General features: G+C 46.8%; 14 protein-coding genes. 11 read left to right on the top strand and 3 right to left on the bottom strand.

The window, feature by feature from the left end:
* Positions 1-92: 92 nt before the first annotated feature.
* The 4 genes from HDC91_RS05015 to HDC91_RS05000 all read left to right on the top strand — a co-directional run bounded on the left by HDC91_RS05015 (position 93) and on the right by HDC91_RS05000 (position 5,769).
* A complete protein-coding gene (locus HDC91_RS05015) occupies positions 93-710 on the top strand; it encodes a phosphatase PAP2 family protein (RefSeq protein WP_183548978.1) in 618 nt (205 codons plus the stop codon).
* A 139-nt stretch (positions 711-849) separates the two neighbouring features.
* Positions 850-3,213: a GAF domain-containing protein gene (locus HDC91_RS05010; protein ID WP_183548976.1), complete on the top strand. Its 2,364-nt coding sequence runs from the start codon at positions 850-852 to the stop codon at positions 3,211-3,213.
* Positions 3,214-3,227: 14 nt separating this feature from the next.
* Positions 3,228-3,533, top strand: coding sequence for a hypothetical protein (locus HDC91_RS05005; protein ID WP_183548974.1), 306 nt, complete (start codon positions 3,228-3,230; stop codon positions 3,531-3,533).
* 61 nt (positions 3,534-3,594) lie between these two features.
* Positions 3,595-5,769, top strand: coding sequence for a TonB-dependent receptor domain-containing protein (locus HDC91_RS05000; protein WP_183548972.1), 2,175 nt, complete (start codon positions 3,595-3,597; stop codon positions 5,767-5,769).
* 18 nt (positions 5,770-5,787) lie between these two features.
* Here the strand turns inward: HDC91_RS05000 and HDC91_RS04995 are convergent, their stop codons facing one another.
* Positions 5,788-6,669 (bottom strand): alpha/beta fold hydrolase, encoded by an 882-nt coding sequence (locus HDC91_RS04995; RefSeq protein ID WP_183548970.1) that lies wholly within the window; start codon positions 6,667-6,669, stop codon positions 5,788-5,790.
* A gap of 84 nt (positions 6,670-6,753) precedes the next feature.
* On the bottom strand, positions 6,754-6,978 hold the full coding sequence (locus HDC91_RS04990; protein ID WP_183548968.1) for a hypothetical protein: 225 nt from the start codon (positions 6,976-6,978) through the stop codon (positions 6,754-6,756).
* A 236-nt stretch (positions 6,979-7,214) separates the two neighbouring features.
* Here HDC91_RS04990 and HDC91_RS04985 point away from each other — a divergent pair, with 236 nt between their 5' ends.
* The 3 genes from HDC91_RS04985 to HDC91_RS04975 all read left to right on the top strand — a co-directional run bounded on the left by HDC91_RS04985 (position 7,215) and on the right by HDC91_RS04975 (position 8,715).
* Entirely contained in the window at positions 7,215-7,688 is a 474-nt protein-coding gene (locus HDC91_RS04985; protein ID WP_183548966.1) for a DUF4920 domain-containing protein, read from the top strand.
* A 120-nt stretch (positions 7,689-7,808) separates the two neighbouring features.
* Positions 7,809-8,468: a bifunctional 4-hydroxy-2-oxoglutarate aldolase/2-dehydro-3-deoxy-phosphogluconate aldolase gene (locus HDC91_RS04980; RefSeq protein WP_183548964.1), complete on the top strand. Its 660-nt coding sequence runs from the start codon at positions 7,809-7,811 to the stop codon at positions 8,466-8,468.
* A gap of 22 nt (positions 8,469-8,490) precedes the next feature.
* Complete coding sequence (locus HDC91_RS04975) at positions 8,491-8,715, top strand: VF530 family DNA-binding protein (protein ID WP_183548962.1); 225 nt, start codon at positions 8,491-8,493, stop codon at positions 8,713-8,715.
* A gap of 141 nt (positions 8,716-8,856) precedes the next feature.
* Here the strand turns inward: HDC91_RS04975 and HDC91_RS04970 are convergent, their stop codons facing one another.
* A complete protein-coding gene (locus HDC91_RS04970; RefSeq protein ID WP_221262108.1) occupies positions 8,857-10,176 on the bottom strand; it encodes a DEAD/DEAH box helicase in 1,320 nt (439 codons plus the stop codon).
* A gap of 339 nt (positions 10,177-10,515) precedes the next feature.
* On the opposite strand from HDC91_RS04970, the gene HDC91_RS04965 reads away from it, so the two are divergent.
* Genes HDC91_RS04965 through HDC91_RS04950 form a run of 4 tightly spaced genes read left to right on the top strand, consistent with a single transcriptional unit; the run spans position 10,516 to position 15,818 of the window.
* Positions 10,516-12,504, top strand: coding sequence for a glycoside hydrolase family 97 protein (locus tag HDC91_RS04965; protein ID WP_183548960.1), 1,989 nt, complete (start codon positions 10,516-10,518; stop codon positions 12,502-12,504).
* A gap of 47 nt (positions 12,505-12,551) precedes the next feature.
* Positions 12,552-13,715, top strand: a complete 1,164-nt coding sequence (locus HDC91_RS04960) for a glycoside hydrolase family 172 protein (RefSeq protein ID WP_183548958.1) — start codon at positions 12,552-12,554, stop codon at positions 13,713-13,715.
* Between the two features lie 5 nt (positions 13,716-13,720).
* The gene (locus tag HDC91_RS04955; protein WP_183548956.1) at positions 13,721-14,578 is read left to right on the top strand and encodes a fumarylacetoacetate hydrolase family protein; all 858 of its coding nucleotides are present in this window, start codon (positions 13,721-13,723) and stop codon (positions 14,576-14,578) included.
* 4 nt (positions 14,579-14,582) lie between these two features.
* Positions 14,583-15,818, top strand: a complete 1,236-nt coding sequence (locus HDC91_RS04950) for a DUF6786 family protein (RefSeq protein ID WP_183548954.1) — start codon at positions 14,583-14,585, stop codon at positions 15,816-15,818.
* Positions 15,819-15,843 lie beyond the last annotated feature (25 nt).

The raw sequence follows: 15,843 nt of genomic DNA, 5'->3' as shown, positions 1-15,843 counted from the left end.
CGCTGGCTTTTATTACCAGTTACTGACCTTTACAACCGTAAATATTATTTACTTTGGTATAAAAGTAAAATTAAATATTTACCGGCGTATTCATGAAACTTGGCTTTAATAAATACTTTGTGGCTTTTTTTGCTGCAATACAGCTTTTTACGGCCGTGCCGTTTGCTGTAAAGGTGGCGGCCCAATCGCAAATTCAACAGTTTGATGACAGAGTAATGATAAGCCTTGCCGCGCACCGCACGCCCGAACAAACGGGCGTAATGCTGTTTTTATCCAATACATCCAAATATGTTAACGTAGGTGTGCCCGTTGCCCTGCTGGCAGGCGGTATCATCAGCAACGATAAGCAAATGCGCCAAAATTCGGCTTACGTAGCAAGCAGCACCGCCATTTCAGTGGGAGTAATGCTATTGTTAAAGCACTTGATAAAGCGGCCACGGCCGTTTGTGCAAAACATAAATATTGTACCGGTTTACATGGCCGGCGGCACGTCGTTCCCTTCGGGGCATACTTCTACCGCTTTTTCTACTGCAATGTCTTTATCAAACGCATACCCTAAATGGTATGTTATCGCGCCATCATTTTTGTGGGCCGGTTCGGTTGGTTACTCGCGCATGTATCTGGGGGTGCATTATCCTACCGACGTTGCCGCCGGTGCAGCGCTGGGTACAGGCACAGCATTACTGCTACAGCCGGTAAAACGCTGGTAGGTTAAAAAAGTAATTGCGGCACTTTCTTGCCAAAGTCATAAATAATGCAGTATGCATCAATAATTAATATAATAATTAAATTTGAAGCCTTACTCAATTCCTCCCCTTTTGACGAGGAAGCAGGTGAGGCCATTACACGATGAATCTTAAACCCTTTGCCGATAGTCCGTTCCAGATACGCATCTCGTTTCATTTACTGATAGCGAAACTGGAAGAGCAAGCCGCTTTAAACAACGGTATGCGGTCGGCCATGGCACAGGAAATACTGCATGAAATAGAACCCTATCCCGAGTTGAGGGAAGGTATCACCGATACCGACCAGCTGGTTAAGCATGCTGCTATCATTAAACGCCTAACCGCCGATATTTTCCCCGAAGCACTTACGCTTAACGAGATCAAGGCCATAACGGTGCCTTTTCAGGATGTGCTTTTTAACCAAACACAACGGCTGCAAAACATACTTGCCGCGGCGGGTTCGGCATTTGATATCAACATACGCGATTTTACCGAACACCAGGTATACGTTAGCACCTGCTGCATTATATTGAATGAGTTTTACGGTACCAGTTTCAATTTTTCCAGGCCGTGGTTTTATGATATCCCGGATGCCCGGGGGATAATGAAACATTACCGCATTTTATATAACGCGGATTTTATGGACCTGATACCCGCACCGGGGGCACCTGAAATTACCGCCGCAGATATAGAGCTGCTGCGCGATAATTACCACGACCCTGACCTTTGGAAGAAATACTTCCCTAAAAACAGCTGGATATTAAAAGGCTTTGCCATCGTGAGCCTTTTTGATGCCACGGTAGAGAATGCAGTATCGGCGCTAAAGGGTACGCTGCTGTGTGCAACTTATAGCAATAATTTAAAGGATAATATCCTTGATGTCTTCCGGTCGATATACAAAATACCCGATATGGATATCGGGTTTACGTCTTTCAACGATGCTGAAAACACCTTCAGTATTGCCACGTTTAACCCCAACCTTAAAAGTTACCTGCTGCCTGATAATGTAGAAGAGGAGTGCTTCGACGCCTTTTGCGTAAACTCGCTGGTTAAGGTGGTGGAGGAAAAAGCTTACTTCGCGGTATCAGATGTTTCCGCGTTTTTGCTGGAGAGCCCCGGCAATATAATGGCGCAGCGCTTTCTGGCGCAGGGTATTAATAGTTTGATATTGGCCCCCGTGATAAAGAACGGGCACTTACTGGGTATAATTGAACTGGTATCATTCCGCGTTGGTGAGTTAAACAGTATTAACGCCAACCAGCTGGAAATAGTAATGCCTTACATTACCGACACTATAGACAGGCAGTACAGTTATATGCAAAACCAGATACAGGCGCTTATACAAAACGAGTATACTACCATACACCCAAGCGTTTACTGGAAGTTTAAAAAAGAAGCGGTAAAATTTATCAAATACCGCGGGCTTAAAAAAGATTATGCTTTAAAGGAAGTAACCTTTCAGGGTGTGTACCCGCTTTACGGGCAAATTGATATCAAAGGCTCGTCAGAAACCCGTAATTATAGCGTACAGCTTGATCTTAAAGACCAGTTAACGGCGCTCATACCGCTTGTTGAGCAGTTGCGCGCTACAAGTAACGACCCCGGCCTGGAACAAAATATACGGAATTTGCAGGAACTGGTGATGGATGTTCAAACCTCGCTGCGTGCCGATACCGAGCAGTTTATTCAAAACTACCTGGAAATGCAGCTACACCCGCTTTTGAGAGACGCCGGGACTGATAACGCCGCGATAGCCCGGTACTTTGAACAGGCGGACAAGAATGGCGATTTTCATCAGCACCGCCGCAAATACGAAACAACCGTCGCACTCATCAACGAAAAGATGGCGCTGCTGCTGGATAGGGCCCAGGCGGAGGCGCAGGCCGTATTCCCGCATTATTACGAGCGTTTTAAAACCGATGGTATTGAGCATAACCTGTATATAGGCGCTGCAATTGCCCCGTCTAAAAAATTTGATATCAGTTATTTATATAATCTGCGTTTATGGCAGTTACAGGTACTGTGCGAGATGGAACTGGAACACCATTTTCTGAAAAGCAGCCTGCCGTACCCGCTTGATGTTACCTCGCTGATCCTGGCGTTTAGCCTTCCAATGTCTATCCGCTTTAGGATGGACGAAAAACGTTTTGATGTAGACGGCACCTACAACGCACGGTTCGAGATCGTAAAAAAACGCATTGACAAAGCCTTTGTAAAAGGAACAACCGACCGGCTGACCGCCGTAGGGAAGATCACGATCGTTTATTCGAACCATGAGGAAGAGGCCGAGTACCGCAACTATATCCGCTTTTTGCAGGCCAAGCACCTGTTTGACGAAGAGGTAGAAATGCTAAGTATAGAGGACCTGCAGGGTGTATCGGGGCTTAAAGCCGTGCGCGTTAAAATATTGTACAATAACAGCTTACCCCTTCGTAAATTTTACAGCTATGCCGAAATGCAGCAGGCTGCCAAAAACACGGTTTTTTAATTACTTTTGCGGTGATGAAACTACTTTGCATCCTGTTCGCATTTGTTGTTGTGTACCTGGCGGTAAAGCCTTGCTGCACAGATAGCGATTGCGATGCTATTGCAAAAACAGAACAGGCAGCTAAAAGCAACGCTAAAAGTTGTGCGGGTTGTTCACCGTTTTTTAGTTGCGGCACTTGCGCAGGCTTTACCGTTACAAAGCCGGTTTCAGCAACGCTCCTGTTTTTCGCAGCCAGGGCAGCGCAGGTTTATACGCCTTATCAGCAGCCGGAGGTAAAAGAGATATCGTCATCTATCTGGCAGCCGCCTAAATTAGGATAATACGCTACACGTCCCCCATATGGGGTCATTCACAGGTATTATTTTAACTACAACATTTTCAATGAAAAAACTATTCGTGCTTTTTGCGGCGGTGCTTTATACTGCCGCGGCATTTTCACAAAATACATTTACTGCCATCCTTAAGGACGCTCAAACCAAACAGCCGCTTATTGGCGCCACAGCATCGGTACCGGGTACAACAATAGGTGCAACTACCGATACCACAGGTTTAGTAACACTTATCAAAATAGCTGATGGCAAGCAGCTTATCAGGTTTAACTATATCGGATATATAACACGCCAGGATACTATCCTTTTCCCCCTGAACCAAACACAGCCTTTAGAAATAATGCTCCATCCCCGGGAGAATGAACTTAACGAAGTGGTAGTATCCACCACGCGCAGCAGCCGCACCATTGCCAATATCCCAACCCGTGTGGAGGTAATATCGGGCGAGGAACTTGACGAAAAAAGCAACATGAAACCCGGCGATATACGCATGGTGCTGGCCGAAAGCACGGGCATACAAACCCAGCAAACATCGGCCACAAGCGGTAATTCCAGTATCCGCATCCAGGGGCTCGACGGTAAATACACGCAGATCATCCGCGACGGGTTCCCGCTATACTCCGGTTTTTCGGGCGGTTTGGGGTTGTTGCAAGTGGCCCCGCTCGACCTGAGACAGGTGGAAGTGATCAAAGGTTCATCGTCTACCTTGTATGGCGGCGGCGCTATAGCCGGGCTGGTAAACCTGGTATCAAAAACGCCGGCGGACGAAAGGCAGCTGAATGTACTGCTAAACGGCACTTCGGCACGCGGGCTTGATGCCAGCATCTTTTACGCGCAAAAGTTCAACAAAATAGGCTCAACAATATATGCAGCCTATAACCATGGCAGCGCATATGATCCTTCGGATATTGACCTCACGGCTATTCCAAAATTCAACAGGTTTACACTCAATCCTAAGCTGTTTTTTTATTTCAATGATAACACTACCCTTACTGCAGGTATTAACGCTACCGTGGAGAACAGGATAGGGGGCGACCTGCACTATATTGAAGGCGATGGCGATGCCCTGCATTCGTATTTTGAAGAAAACAAAACAGGCCGCTACAGCACACAGGCCGAACTAGTGCATAAATTGGGTAGCAGCGCCAAACTGATAATGAAGAACAGCCTGAGTTATTATGACCGGACCATTAACCTGCCTGACTACCGTTTTTCGGGCGGGCAAACATCAACCTATACCGAAGCCAATTATACGCGCAGTACCGGCAAAGTTGACTGGGTAGCGGGCCTTAACTTCCTGACGGACGATTTTAACGAGAACAGGTACAGCCCCTTTCCGCTGCGGAGTTACACCAATAATACCATCGGCGCGTTTATTCAAAATACCTGGGATATAAGCGCGGCCTTTACTTTAGAAAGTGGCCTGCGGGGCGACTATCATAACCGGTACGGCTTTATGCTTTTGCCGCGCATATCAGGCTTATGGAAAATAACCCCGCGGTTGTCAACGCGTTTGGGTGGCGGCCTGGGCTATAAAGGGCCAAATGTATTTACCGAGGATGCCGAGCGGATACAGTTCAGGAACGTTTTACCGCTGGATGTAGCTAACACGCGGGCCGAGCGTTCATATGGCGCTAATTACGATATCAACTACCGCACGCCCATATTTAACGACCAGGGCAGCTTTAGCATAAACCAGCTGTTTTTTTATACGCGGATAGAGCGCCCGATATTACTTACACAGCTGGCAAACGGTAACCTGCAGTACATGCAACCGCCAGGCGATTTGAACACCAGGGGTCTGGAAACGAATATTAAGCTTACCTATGGCGATCTTAAACTGTTTGTGGGCTACACACTGGCAGATGTAAGCCAGCATACCGGTAATAACATAAGCCCATACGCATTGGTATCAAAACACAGGTTGAACAACGTGTTGATGTACGAAATAGCCGAGAGGTGGAAAATAGGGGCGGAGGCCTATTATTTTAGCAGGCAAAAACTAAATGACGGTACCACAGGCAAAGCCTACTGGACTACCGGTATAATGGCCGAACGGATCTGGGAGCGTTTTTCGCTGTTTATTAATTTCGAAAACCTGACAGATACCCGCCAAACCCGTTTCGACAGTATCTACACCGGCAGTATCAGCAGTCCCGTTTTCAGGGATATTTACGCGCCGCTTGACGGGTTTGTAGTAAATGGGGGCATTAAATTTAAGCTGTAAGCGCCTTAATTGCTAAAGCTATAGCTGCTTAATATCAGCTATAGCTTTGGCTAATTGCAGGTTAAATTCCTGCGGTTTTTCAACCATCGGGAAGTGCCCGGTGGCGTGCACCTCGTACAATTTATAAGGGATCTTTTTGGCAACTAACCCGGTGGTGTCTGTAGGCTGATAGTCGCTGTTTACCAGGTAAAGTTTCTTTTTGGCCTTTAATAGGGCGTCGGTATCATTAAAACTATCCCATTCCTGGGTAGCAATAGCAATATTTTGGTCGGCATGGGCAACGTCGTTCAATATCCTGTCCCTAATGGCCTTAGTGGTGGTTTTGTAAAACAATTCTTTATTAAACCACTCAAACGCCACGGCTTTAAAGTCCTTCCTTAAAGCGGCTAATACCTTGCCGTATTCCTGTTTATACTTAACGCTGTCAACCGGTGCTTGCCCTACTGACTTAAAGTTATCGACCCCAACCAGCGCTATCACATTTTCGGGCGCATCTACGGCGCCTTGTAAAACAATGTTGCCGGCCATGGAGTGCCCTACCAGCACCACGTTTTTAAGCCCGAGCTGATCTATTACATTTTTAATATCCTGACCATACGCGGCAGTATTCCATTTCGTGCGGTTCCTGCCCGATTTGCCAAACCCCGGCAGGTCGATGGTTACCACGCGGTACTTTTTACCAAAATAGGCCACCTGGTCGGCCCAGTAACTTTTGTTTATGCACCAGCCATGCACAAATAGGAGGGTTGTATCGCCGTTGCCGGTATCGGTATAATCAATGCGTACGCCGTTACTTACCAAACTAACGGGTGCCGTATTTTTACTTTTTTGGGATGGGCCGCTGCAGCCAAACATTATTAAACACAAAGCCGGTAGCAACAGTAAACATTTACGTTTCATGAAGTAAGGGATAAGATTAAACAACATTAAGGCAAAAAAGTCATATGCGGTAATTTATGGCTGTCGTTTAACGTTTATTAACAATTAATCCCACACAATGTACCACTTGCCCTCGTCGTTTTTAGCGTAGCTGAGGCCGTCGCTCATCTGGTAAACATCGCGGCCTTCGGTGGTGTTGTAATAGTTCTTACGCTCGTAAATTCTTAATCCGCCGTTTTCCCGTTGAAGAAAAACAAGTAACGCGTTCATAGATGGGCCGATCTCGTGCAGCCACTGGTTTTCACCTTCTTTTACAAATGCTGAGCTCATGATGATATCTTGTTTTAAAAGGTATAACATTTTTTATGCCGAACATATAAACATAGTTATGATGGCATTTAACTTAAACGAAATATACATTTTAATTATTTTATAATCAGATATTAATAGGGTTTATATAAACAAAAAATTAATGTAAATAACGAATTTATCGGGTATTAACGGCTATTACCGGTAAATAAAAATAAAGTGTTAATTTTGTTGTAGAATAATCTAAAACCCTTGATATGAAGAAATTAATTTTATTTGCGATATGTGCAACTTTAAGCACCGTTACCTTTGCGCAAAGCACTATTAAACCTGCGGAAGCAGGCGTTACTTACGGCAAAACCGTTACGGCAGATAACGCTGTTAACACCGACGCTTTAAATAAGACCTTAAGTACGGATAGTGTTTACAACGGCAAAATTACGGGTACCGTTGTTGAAGTTTGTACCAAAAAAGGCTGCTTTATGAAATTGCAGCAGGCTAACGGTGCGCCCATAATGGTTCAGTTTACTGATTACGCTTATTTTATGCCGCAAAACATTGTTGGCAAAACCGTTGTGGTTGAAGGCAAGGCCAAAATAAAGGAAACCTCGGTTGAGCGTTTAAAGCACTACGCGGCTGATGCAGGTAAAAGCAAGGAAGAAATAGCCATGATAAACCAACCAAAGAAAGATATTTCTATTATAGCGGATGGTGTGCTGGTGGTTAAATAAGCTTAGCGCACAATTTCGATATTATCTAAAGCCCGTAGAAAATTACGGGCTTTTTTGTTGTTACTTTGTAAGGTATACCGCATTGATTTGGTTATACACCCATCTGCCAAAGTCTGAGTGATGAATAAAATAGAGACCGTACTTGACGCCATTCTATCACAGGGGATGCTGCCCTTGTTCTTTTACGAGGATGCCGAAGTTAGCCTGGAGGTAATTCGTACTATGTACAGTGCGGGTGTCAGGGTGGTAGAATACACCAACCGTGGCAAGGAAGCGCTGAGTAATTTTTACAGGCTAAAACAGGCATTAACAACAGATATGCCCGATATGTACCTGGGTGCAGGTACCATAAAAACCGGCCTGGAGGCCGAGGCGTTTGTTGATGCAGGCGCCGATTTCATTGTATCGCCGGTGGTGGATACCGAGGTAGCCCTGGTTGCCGGTAATTACCACAAGCTTTGGATCCCAGGCTGTATGACCCCTACCGAGATACACGTAGCCCAGCATTACAAAGCAAGGCTGATAAAGATATTTCCGGCAAATATACTTGGCCCGGCGTTCATCGCGTCTATCAGGGAGTTATTCCCCGGGCAGTTGTTTATTCCTACCGGCGGGGTGGAGATTGAGGCCGGTAACATTGCCGAATGGTTCCGCTCAGGCGTGTGCGCTGTGGGCATGGGCAGCAAGCTTATTAACCGTAATATACTCGATGAACGCCTGTACACGCAATTATATAATGATACCCTGAAAGCGCTTGAACTGGTACAGCTAAGCAAGTAAAAAGAAACGCTACTTTTGCAGTATGGAGCAAACATCAAAAGACCCGCTGCACGGCAAAACCTTAGAAGCCATTCTTAACGCCTTAGTGGCTCACCTGGGCTGGGCCGAAATGGGCTACCGCATCCGTATCAATTGTTTTTTGGATAACCCCAGCATCAACTCCAGCCTTAAGTTCCTGCGCAAAACCCCCTGGGCCCGCAAAAAAGTGGAAGACCTGTATATTGAGTGCTGTAAGGAGATGGGATAATAGCACCGAAGCTGTGGCTGGTGCGATTCCCTCCCAACGGGAGGGTGCAGGGAGGGGCTCCTTAATGTATGGCTTTCAACCCCTCCCTGCCACTACACAAACAGCCGCACCCCTCCCGTTGGGAGGGAATGTGGTGGACGTTTATCCGTGCTTTTTCTTCATGTTCATTTTAGCTTTGGTGCCCGAGCTATAGTTGTAGGTTTTTGAGTTCTCCGGCTTTTTTTGATGGAAGGCTTCGCCCGGAACATATTGGTTAGGGTCGGCTTTAGCGGGTTTCTTTTTCTGCTCCTTGTCGGTTTCCTTTAGTTTTCGGTCTTTGTCTATTACCAGGTCTTCGGGGAGGTCGGCCTTTTGCATTTTTTGACCGGTTGCCTGTTCAATGCGGCGTACCTGGTCAAGTTCAAGATCGGTAGCAAAGGTTAAAGCTAAAGTTTCATCATCTGCATCAACTTCATGATCTTCAACATGTTTAATGTAAACTTCCTGCTCAGCAGGCAGGTCGACATGAATAATGAACGGGATCCCCGTAACATCTATATCACCGGTGCCCTCATTGGCTACAACCAGCACCCGAAGGTTGTTATTGGCTTTAAATTCGCTGACATCATTAACCTTATTATACTCGAATGATAATGGGTTTATCATGGCAACCGCTTTGCGCAGGCGATTAGTAAGGTTTTTATATATGGTTTCGGCAGTAAGGCGGGTATTGGCAAAAACTATCACTTTGGTAAATAGTTCCTCGTCGTACAAAAACAAATTAAGCAGGTTTAGTTTTGTACCGAAATTAGGAACATGATATAGCATTTGCTGATGTACGGGCAACTGGGCCTCGGGCGTTTCCTCTACCTCAATAGTAGCTGGCAATTCCATAAAGGGCGCTATCATCTTGTTGAGCCTGTCGTGCATTACTTCGGTAAATACCAGGTGCTGGGCTTTACCTATACTGTTAGCCAGTTCAACAACAGGTAATTGCAGGCCTTTCTTAACTATAAGCTGCGCATCGTCAACGGCAAAAAAATCAACCTTATTAAGATTTAAACCAAGTTTCAGATAAATGGCGCGGGCCCTTTCGGGCGTGGCTACTACAATGTCAGCGCCATCGGCAAGGTCGTCCATGTTCTGTTCGGTAGTTTGTCCGGGATGCAAACTTACTATGCGGATAGACTTGTTCCGGTTCAGGCGGTCGAACTGGGCAAGTATCTCAAATACCTTTTCCTGGTCGGGGGCCAATATCAACGCCTTGGGTACGCCATCGGCGCTATGCTTAAAACGGTTCAGGGTAGCCAGTACCAAAACTGTGGTTTTGCCGCATCCGCCGGGGCCAATGGCAACAACATCCTGTCCGCCAATAATGCGGTTAAGTGTTTTTAGCTGTATTTCTTTCGGGGTATCAAACCCTGCCTCGGTAACCGACCGTACCAGCTGTTTGTTCAGCTTAAATTTCTCTGCCCACACCATTTTTAATTATTAAAGAGGCGCAAAGATACCAAAACCATCCCGCTTTTGCGGTACTGTAGCAGGTATGGGTTAAATGGGATAAATAGTAATGCGTTTGGGGTACGGGTGACTCACCCCGCGACACTGCGTGCGCGACCCTCTCTGCTGCGCAAAGAGGGTGTAGAAGACGTTTACCCTCTTTGCGCTTGCGCCGAGAGGGTGATCGGGCGACGCAACGACCGGGTGAGTAAGCAGTTCATCGCTATCATGCTAAACCATATCTTTTAACGCGTTTAAATTTTATATTTTTAATTTAGTTTACCCGTGGCCGCCGCAGGGTTTGTAACCAATTAACATTGTATGCTTAGATCGTTCCTCGTGTTATTCATTACCGTTGCGGCTGCAAACTGCTATGCCGCCGCAATGCAGCAACAGTTGTACTCGCCCGATAAAAATATCAGTTTGGATATCAATACTGTAAAAGGGCTTACCTACACAGTTTATGCAGATGGTAGACGTATCATTTTACCATCGGTAATTGATATGGAACTGCTAACCGGGCAAAAGCTATCGCAGGGCTTACGGGTTAAAAGCATGAGCCGCCGCCGGGTTAACGAGGTGATAACAGCGCCCGTACCCGATAAGCGTAAACAGATACCCGATATTTATAACGAGGTGACTATACAGTTTAAAAATGGTTTTGGGGTCATCTTCAGGGTTTATAATGATGGGGTAGCCTACCGCATAACAACCGGTTTTAAAAACGTGATAACGGTGAAGGACGAAACAGCAAAATTCAGTTTCGCCGCCGGGGCACATGCTTATGCCCCCGTCATCCACAAGCGGGAGGGGCAGGACGTGTATCATACCAGTTTTGAAGAGCAGTACCCCTACAAAGCGCTTGATAGCCTTTCGGCAGATAGCTTCATGTACTCGCCGGTACTGGTAGCTGTTAATGATCATTTGAAGATAGGCCTTACCGAATCTGATCTTGATGATTACCCGGGTATGTTCCTGCGTGGGGTTAATAGTTCGGCGCTTACGGCCACTTTTGCACCATACCCGCTAAAAGAGCGAGTACAACCCGGCGATTACCCGCAAAAAGTTGTTGCCGAACGGGCAAATTATCTTTCAAAAACAAATGGTTCGCGCAACTTCCCGTGGCGGGTAATGATCATAGCGCGGCAGGATAAAGAGCTGCCTGGTAACGACCTGGTTTACCGCCTGGCATCCCCATCAAAAATTAAGGATACATCCTGGATCCACCCCGGCCAAAGCACCGATGAATGGATCATAGATATCAACCTGTTCAATGTGCCGTTCAAGGCCGGGCTAAACACAGCATCGTACAAATACTATATTGATTTTGCCAAACGCTTTGGTTTCGAGCGGATAATGATGGATGCCGGGTGGAGCGATAACAACGACCTGTTTAAAATAAACCCGGCCATCAACATGGATACGCTTGCCGCCTACGCCAAAAAGCAAGGTATTAAGTTAAGCATGTGGACACTATCCATGACGCTTGACCGCCAGTTGGACAGTGCCTTAAAACAGTTTCAAAAATGGGGTGTGGATTTTATCATGACCGATTTTATCGACCGCGACGACCAGCCGGTAGTTAATTTTTATAAACGCATTACACAGGCCTGTGCCGATAAGCATATCATGATCATGTTTCATGGCGCTTACCCGCCGAAGGGTTTTAACCGCACTTATCCGAACAATATTACCCGCGAGGGCGTGCTGGGCAGTGAGTATAATATCTGGTCGGACAAGCCCACGCCGGCGCATAATTTAACGCTCCCCTTTACCCGCATGCTTGCCGGGCCGATGGATTACGAACCCGGGTTGCTCAACAATGCCGCTCAGGGCCGGTTTATACAACAAAAAGGCAACCCTATGAGCCAGGGCACACGAAGCAATCAGCTGGCCATGTTTGTGGTGTACGATAACCCGCTTCAAATATTTTCAGGTAACCCGTCGCAGGGATACCTGGAGCCAAAATTTATGGAGCTGCTGGGCAGCCTGCCAACCGTTTGGGACGAAACCGTCATCCTTGATGCAAAAGTAGCCAGCTACATTGTAACAGCCCGTAAAAAGGGCAACCAATGGTTTATAGCCGGTATGACTGTTGAAGCCAGGGATATCATTGTTGATCTGGATTTGCTGGACAGCGCAACTTACGATGCTGTTATCTGTACAGACGGTGTCAATGCCGATCATTACGGATCAGATTATGGTATCGATACCCAACACCTCACTAAAAAAGATAAATTGCCCATACACATGGCGCCGGGCGGGGGCTTTTTAATAAAACTAACATCTAAAGAGCGCGATACTTATTAATACAGTAAAAAAGATATTTACTACTTTTAACCGTTAAACCTACAATTATGAAGAAGACTTTCTTATTAGCAGGGTTGCTCAGCATCCTTTGCATCGCTGCGCGCGCGCAGCAAAAGTTTAATGGATTAGATGCTAACCTGGGTAACATTTACCGCACATCCGATGCGGTGAGCCGCTCTATAAGCCCCGAAAATTTTAACGGTGAAAAGGGCAAAGGCGGCATGGCTACTAGGGGGACAGGCGCCGCGGCCTCGCGCGACCTGGGCCCAACCTGGAAAGTGAGCCCAAGCGTTATCATAAAAAAACACACCACTTATACCGTTGCCGAAATTAATGGCGAAGGTGCTATACAGCATATCTGGATGACACCTACCGGCAACTGGCGCAATTCTATCATCCGTTTTTACTGGGACGATGAAACCACGCCGTCGGTGGAGTCGCCCGTTGGCGATTTCTTTTGCATGGGCTGGGGCAAATACGCGCCGGTAACCTCGTTGGCTGTGGTGGTAAACCCCGGTAGCGCCTTTAACTGTTACTGGCCAATGCCGTTCCGTAAAAAATGCCGTATCACCATGGAAAATATCGACGACCAGGATATGGTACTATACTACCAGGTTGATTATACGCTGACCAAAGTACCCGATGATGCAGGCTATTTCCACGCCCAGTTCAGGCGTATAAACCCGTTGCCATATAAAAAGGATTATGTATTGGTGGATAGCATTCAAGGCAAAGGCCAGTACGTGGGTACGTATATGGCGTACGGTTCAAATAAAAATGGCTGGTGGGGCGAAGGCGAGATCAAATTTTTTATGGATGGGGATACCAAATATCCAACTATTATTGGCACCGGTACCGAAGACTACTTCTGCGGATCTTATGATTTTGATACGCATAAAAAACGCGCTGACGGCAGCGAAGGAACAGAATATACAGAGTTTACCGGCCCTTACACCGGCTTACCGCAGGTTATCCGCGGCGACGGGCATTATAACATAGCCCAGCGCTTTGGTATGTACCGCTGGCATATTACCGACCCCATACGGTTCGAGAAGAACCTGAAGGTGACCATACAGGCCCTGGGATGGCGCAGCGGCGGCAGGTATATGCCTTTACAGGACGATATCGCCTCGGTGGTTTTCTGGTACCAGACCGGGCCGCACGGGCCGTTCCCTAAGCTGCCATCGAAAGACGAACTGGAGATAAACTGAGATATATGAAATTATACAAAACCATCAATGGCATCCTGCTGGAGCACGAAGGCGGTTTTTTTGTAATAGATTCTCAATGGGATGCCCTTGTTAACCGCGACCGGCTGGAAACCCACCTGAAAAGCCTTGCAGGCACCGCAAAAAAATTAACCGCCGAAGATAGCCGACTATTGCTAAGTGCTGGCAGTATTTTGCCGCCAATTGGCGGCCAGGAAGTTTGGGCCGCGGGGGTTACCTATCTGCAAAGCCGCGACGCACGGATGGAAGAATCTGAAACCGCGGCCAGCCTGTACGATTTGGTTTATGATGCCATACGGCCCGAGCTGTTTTTTAAATCGGTGGCATCAAGGGTATCGGGGCATTTAAAAAAAGTTTATATCCGCAAGGATTCAACATGGGATGTGCCCGAGCCGGAACTTACCCTGTTTGTAAACGCAAACGGCAATATCCAGGGTTATACAATAGGTAATGATATGAGCTCGCGCAGCATCGAAGGAGAAAATGCCCTGTATCTGCCGCAGGCAAAGATCTACGAAAAAAGCGCCGCGCTTGGCCCTTGCCTGTATGTAAGTGAAACGCCTATCCCCGCAGAATCAGCTATAAAAATGACCATCAGCAGGAACGGCCAGGCGGCCTTCAGCGACATGACCACCGTATCGCGCATCAAACGCTCATTTACCGAATTAACCGGGTTTTTATTTGCCGAGATAAATTTTTCGCAGGGATGCTATTTAATGACAGGCACTTGCCTGGTACCGCCGCAAACCTTTACACTGCAGGAGGGCGACGTGGTAGAAATAACCATTGATCATATTGGCACCATGGTAAACACTGTTGCCATCAACCCGAAACATAAAAAGTAAACCTATGACGCATTTCCGCAATTTGTTGTTTGCGTTGCCAATATTGGCTGTATCATGCTCGCAAAACGCTAAAAAGGAGCAGGCCAATACCGCAGGCACCGCACTATTGGCCAACGGTACGTTTGGTTACGACCTTAGCTTTCTGCAAAAGCACGACAGCGTTATTGTATTAAAAAGCAGCGATAGTATGGCGCAGATCATCGTATCGCCAAAATACCAGGCAAAGGTGTTTACATCTACCGCTAATGGTGCCGGTGGCCGCAGCTTTGGCTGGGTGAACTACAAAACTTTTGGTGCCAAACCCGATGAACACATGAATGCCTTTGGCGGCGAAGACCGCTTGTGGCTTGGTCCCGAGGGCGGCAAATTCTCGCTTTACTTTAAGCCCGGTACCAAAATGGAATTTGCCAACTGGCACACACCGCCGGCTATTGATAACGAAAGCTGGCAACTGGTATCAAAAAGCAATAACGAGGTTGCCATGAGTAAAACCACCGAATTGCTTAACTATGCTAACACGCTGCTAAAAATAAAGATGGACCGTACAGTGAAATTGTGCAGTACGGATGATATCCAAAAAATGCTGGGTATCAACGCGCAACATAAAGTAAAAGCAGTGGGCTTCAGCACAACTAATACCATTACCAATAACGGCGGTAAAGCCTGGGATAAAACTACCGGTGCGCCATGCCTTTGGAACCTGGATATGTTTTCGCCGTCCGAAAAAACGGTGATCGTGGTGCCCTGCAATGAAAATACCACAGGTAAAGTAGCCACCACCGATTATTTTGGCCAGATACCACCCGACAGGGTTAAATACGATAAAGGCATATTGCTTTTTAAGGCCGATGGTAAAAGCAGGGGCAAGTTGGGCATGCCGCCAAACCGGGCCAAAAACATGGCTGGCAGCTATGACCCGCAAAACAAAGTGCTAACCATTACTATGTATGATGTAGACAGCAAAGGCACTTACCTTAACCAGGAATGGACACCCGATAAGCCCCCGTTTGTTGGCGATGCGGTAAACGCCTATAACGATGGTCCGCTGGCAGCAGGCGGGCAAATGGGGCCGTTTTATGAAATAGAAAGCGTATCGCCGGCGGCATTTTTAAAGCCCGGCGAAAAGCTGACACATAACCACAACGTTTTTCATTTTACCGGGGATGAAGCGCAATTGAACCAGATCGCTCTAAAAACGCTCGGAATTTCATTAAAGGATATACAAGCTGCCTTTAAATAATTTATCTTGAGCCACCAAATTCCTG

The sequence above is a fragment of the Mucilaginibacter sp. AK015 genome, assembly GCF_014200785.1.
In the GTDB taxonomy this organism is placed as follows: domain Bacteria; phylum Bacteroidota; class Bacteroidia; order Sphingobacteriales; family Sphingobacteriaceae; genus Mucilaginibacter.
Note: the sequence above shows the minus strand (reverse complement) of the source record. Positions and strands in the feature narration are given on the sequence as shown.

What these genes read in the sequence shown, in the direction of transcription:
- HDC91_RS04970 (WP_221262108.1), bottom strand. Translation starts at nt 10,176, where the DNA reads ATGGTGTGGGCAGAGAAATTTAAGCTGAACAAACAGCTGGTACGGTCG.
- HDC91_RS04995 (WP_183548970.1), bottom strand. Translation starts at nt 6,669, where the DNA reads ATGAAACGTAAATGTTTACTGTTGCTACCGGCTTTGTGTTTAATAATG.
- HDC91_RS05015 (WP_183548978.1), top strand. Translation starts at nt 93, where the DNA reads ATGAAACTTGGCTTTAATAAATACTTTGTGGCTTTTTTTGCTGCAATA.
- HDC91_RS04950 (WP_183548954.1), top strand. Translation starts at nt 14,583, where the DNA reads ATGACGCATTTCCGCAATTTGTTGTTTGCGTTGCCAATATTGGCTGTA.
- HDC91_RS05010 (WP_183548976.1), top strand. Translation starts at nt 850, where the DNA reads ATGAATCTTAAACCCTTTGCCGATAGTCCGTTCCAGATACGCATCTCG.
- HDC91_RS04955 (WP_183548956.1), top strand. Translation starts at nt 13,721, where the DNA reads ATGAAATTATACAAAACCATCAATGGCATCCTGCTGGAGCACGAAGGC.
- HDC91_RS04990 (WP_183548968.1), bottom strand. Translation starts at nt 6,978, where the DNA reads ATGAGCTCAGCATTTGTAAAAGAAGGTGAAAACCAGTGGCTGCACGAG.
- HDC91_RS04985 (WP_183548966.1), top strand. Translation starts at nt 7,215, where the DNA reads ATGAAGAAATTAATTTTATTTGCGATATGTGCAACTTTAAGCACCGTT.
- HDC91_RS04980 (WP_183548964.1), top strand. Translation starts at nt 7,809, where the DNA reads ATGAATAAAATAGAGACCGTACTTGACGCCATTCTATCACAGGGGATG.
- HDC91_RS04965 (WP_183548960.1), top strand. Translation starts at nt 10,516, where the DNA reads ATGCTTAGATCGTTCCTCGTGTTATTCATTACCGTTGCGGCTGCAAAC.
- HDC91_RS05000 (WP_183548972.1), top strand. Translation starts at nt 3,595, where the DNA reads ATGAAAAAACTATTCGTGCTTTTTGCGGCGGTGCTTTATACTGCCGCG.
- HDC91_RS04975 (WP_183548962.1), top strand. Translation starts at nt 8,491, where the DNA reads ATGGAGCAAACATCAAAAGACCCGCTGCACGGCAAAACCTTAGAAGCC.
- HDC91_RS05005 (WP_183548974.1), top strand. Translation starts at nt 3,228, where the DNA reads ATGAAACTACTTTGCATCCTGTTCGCATTTGTTGTTGTGTACCTGGCG.
- HDC91_RS04960 (WP_183548958.1), top strand. Translation starts at nt 12,552, where the DNA reads ATGAAGAAGACTTTCTTATTAGCAGGGTTGCTCAGCATCCTTTGCATC.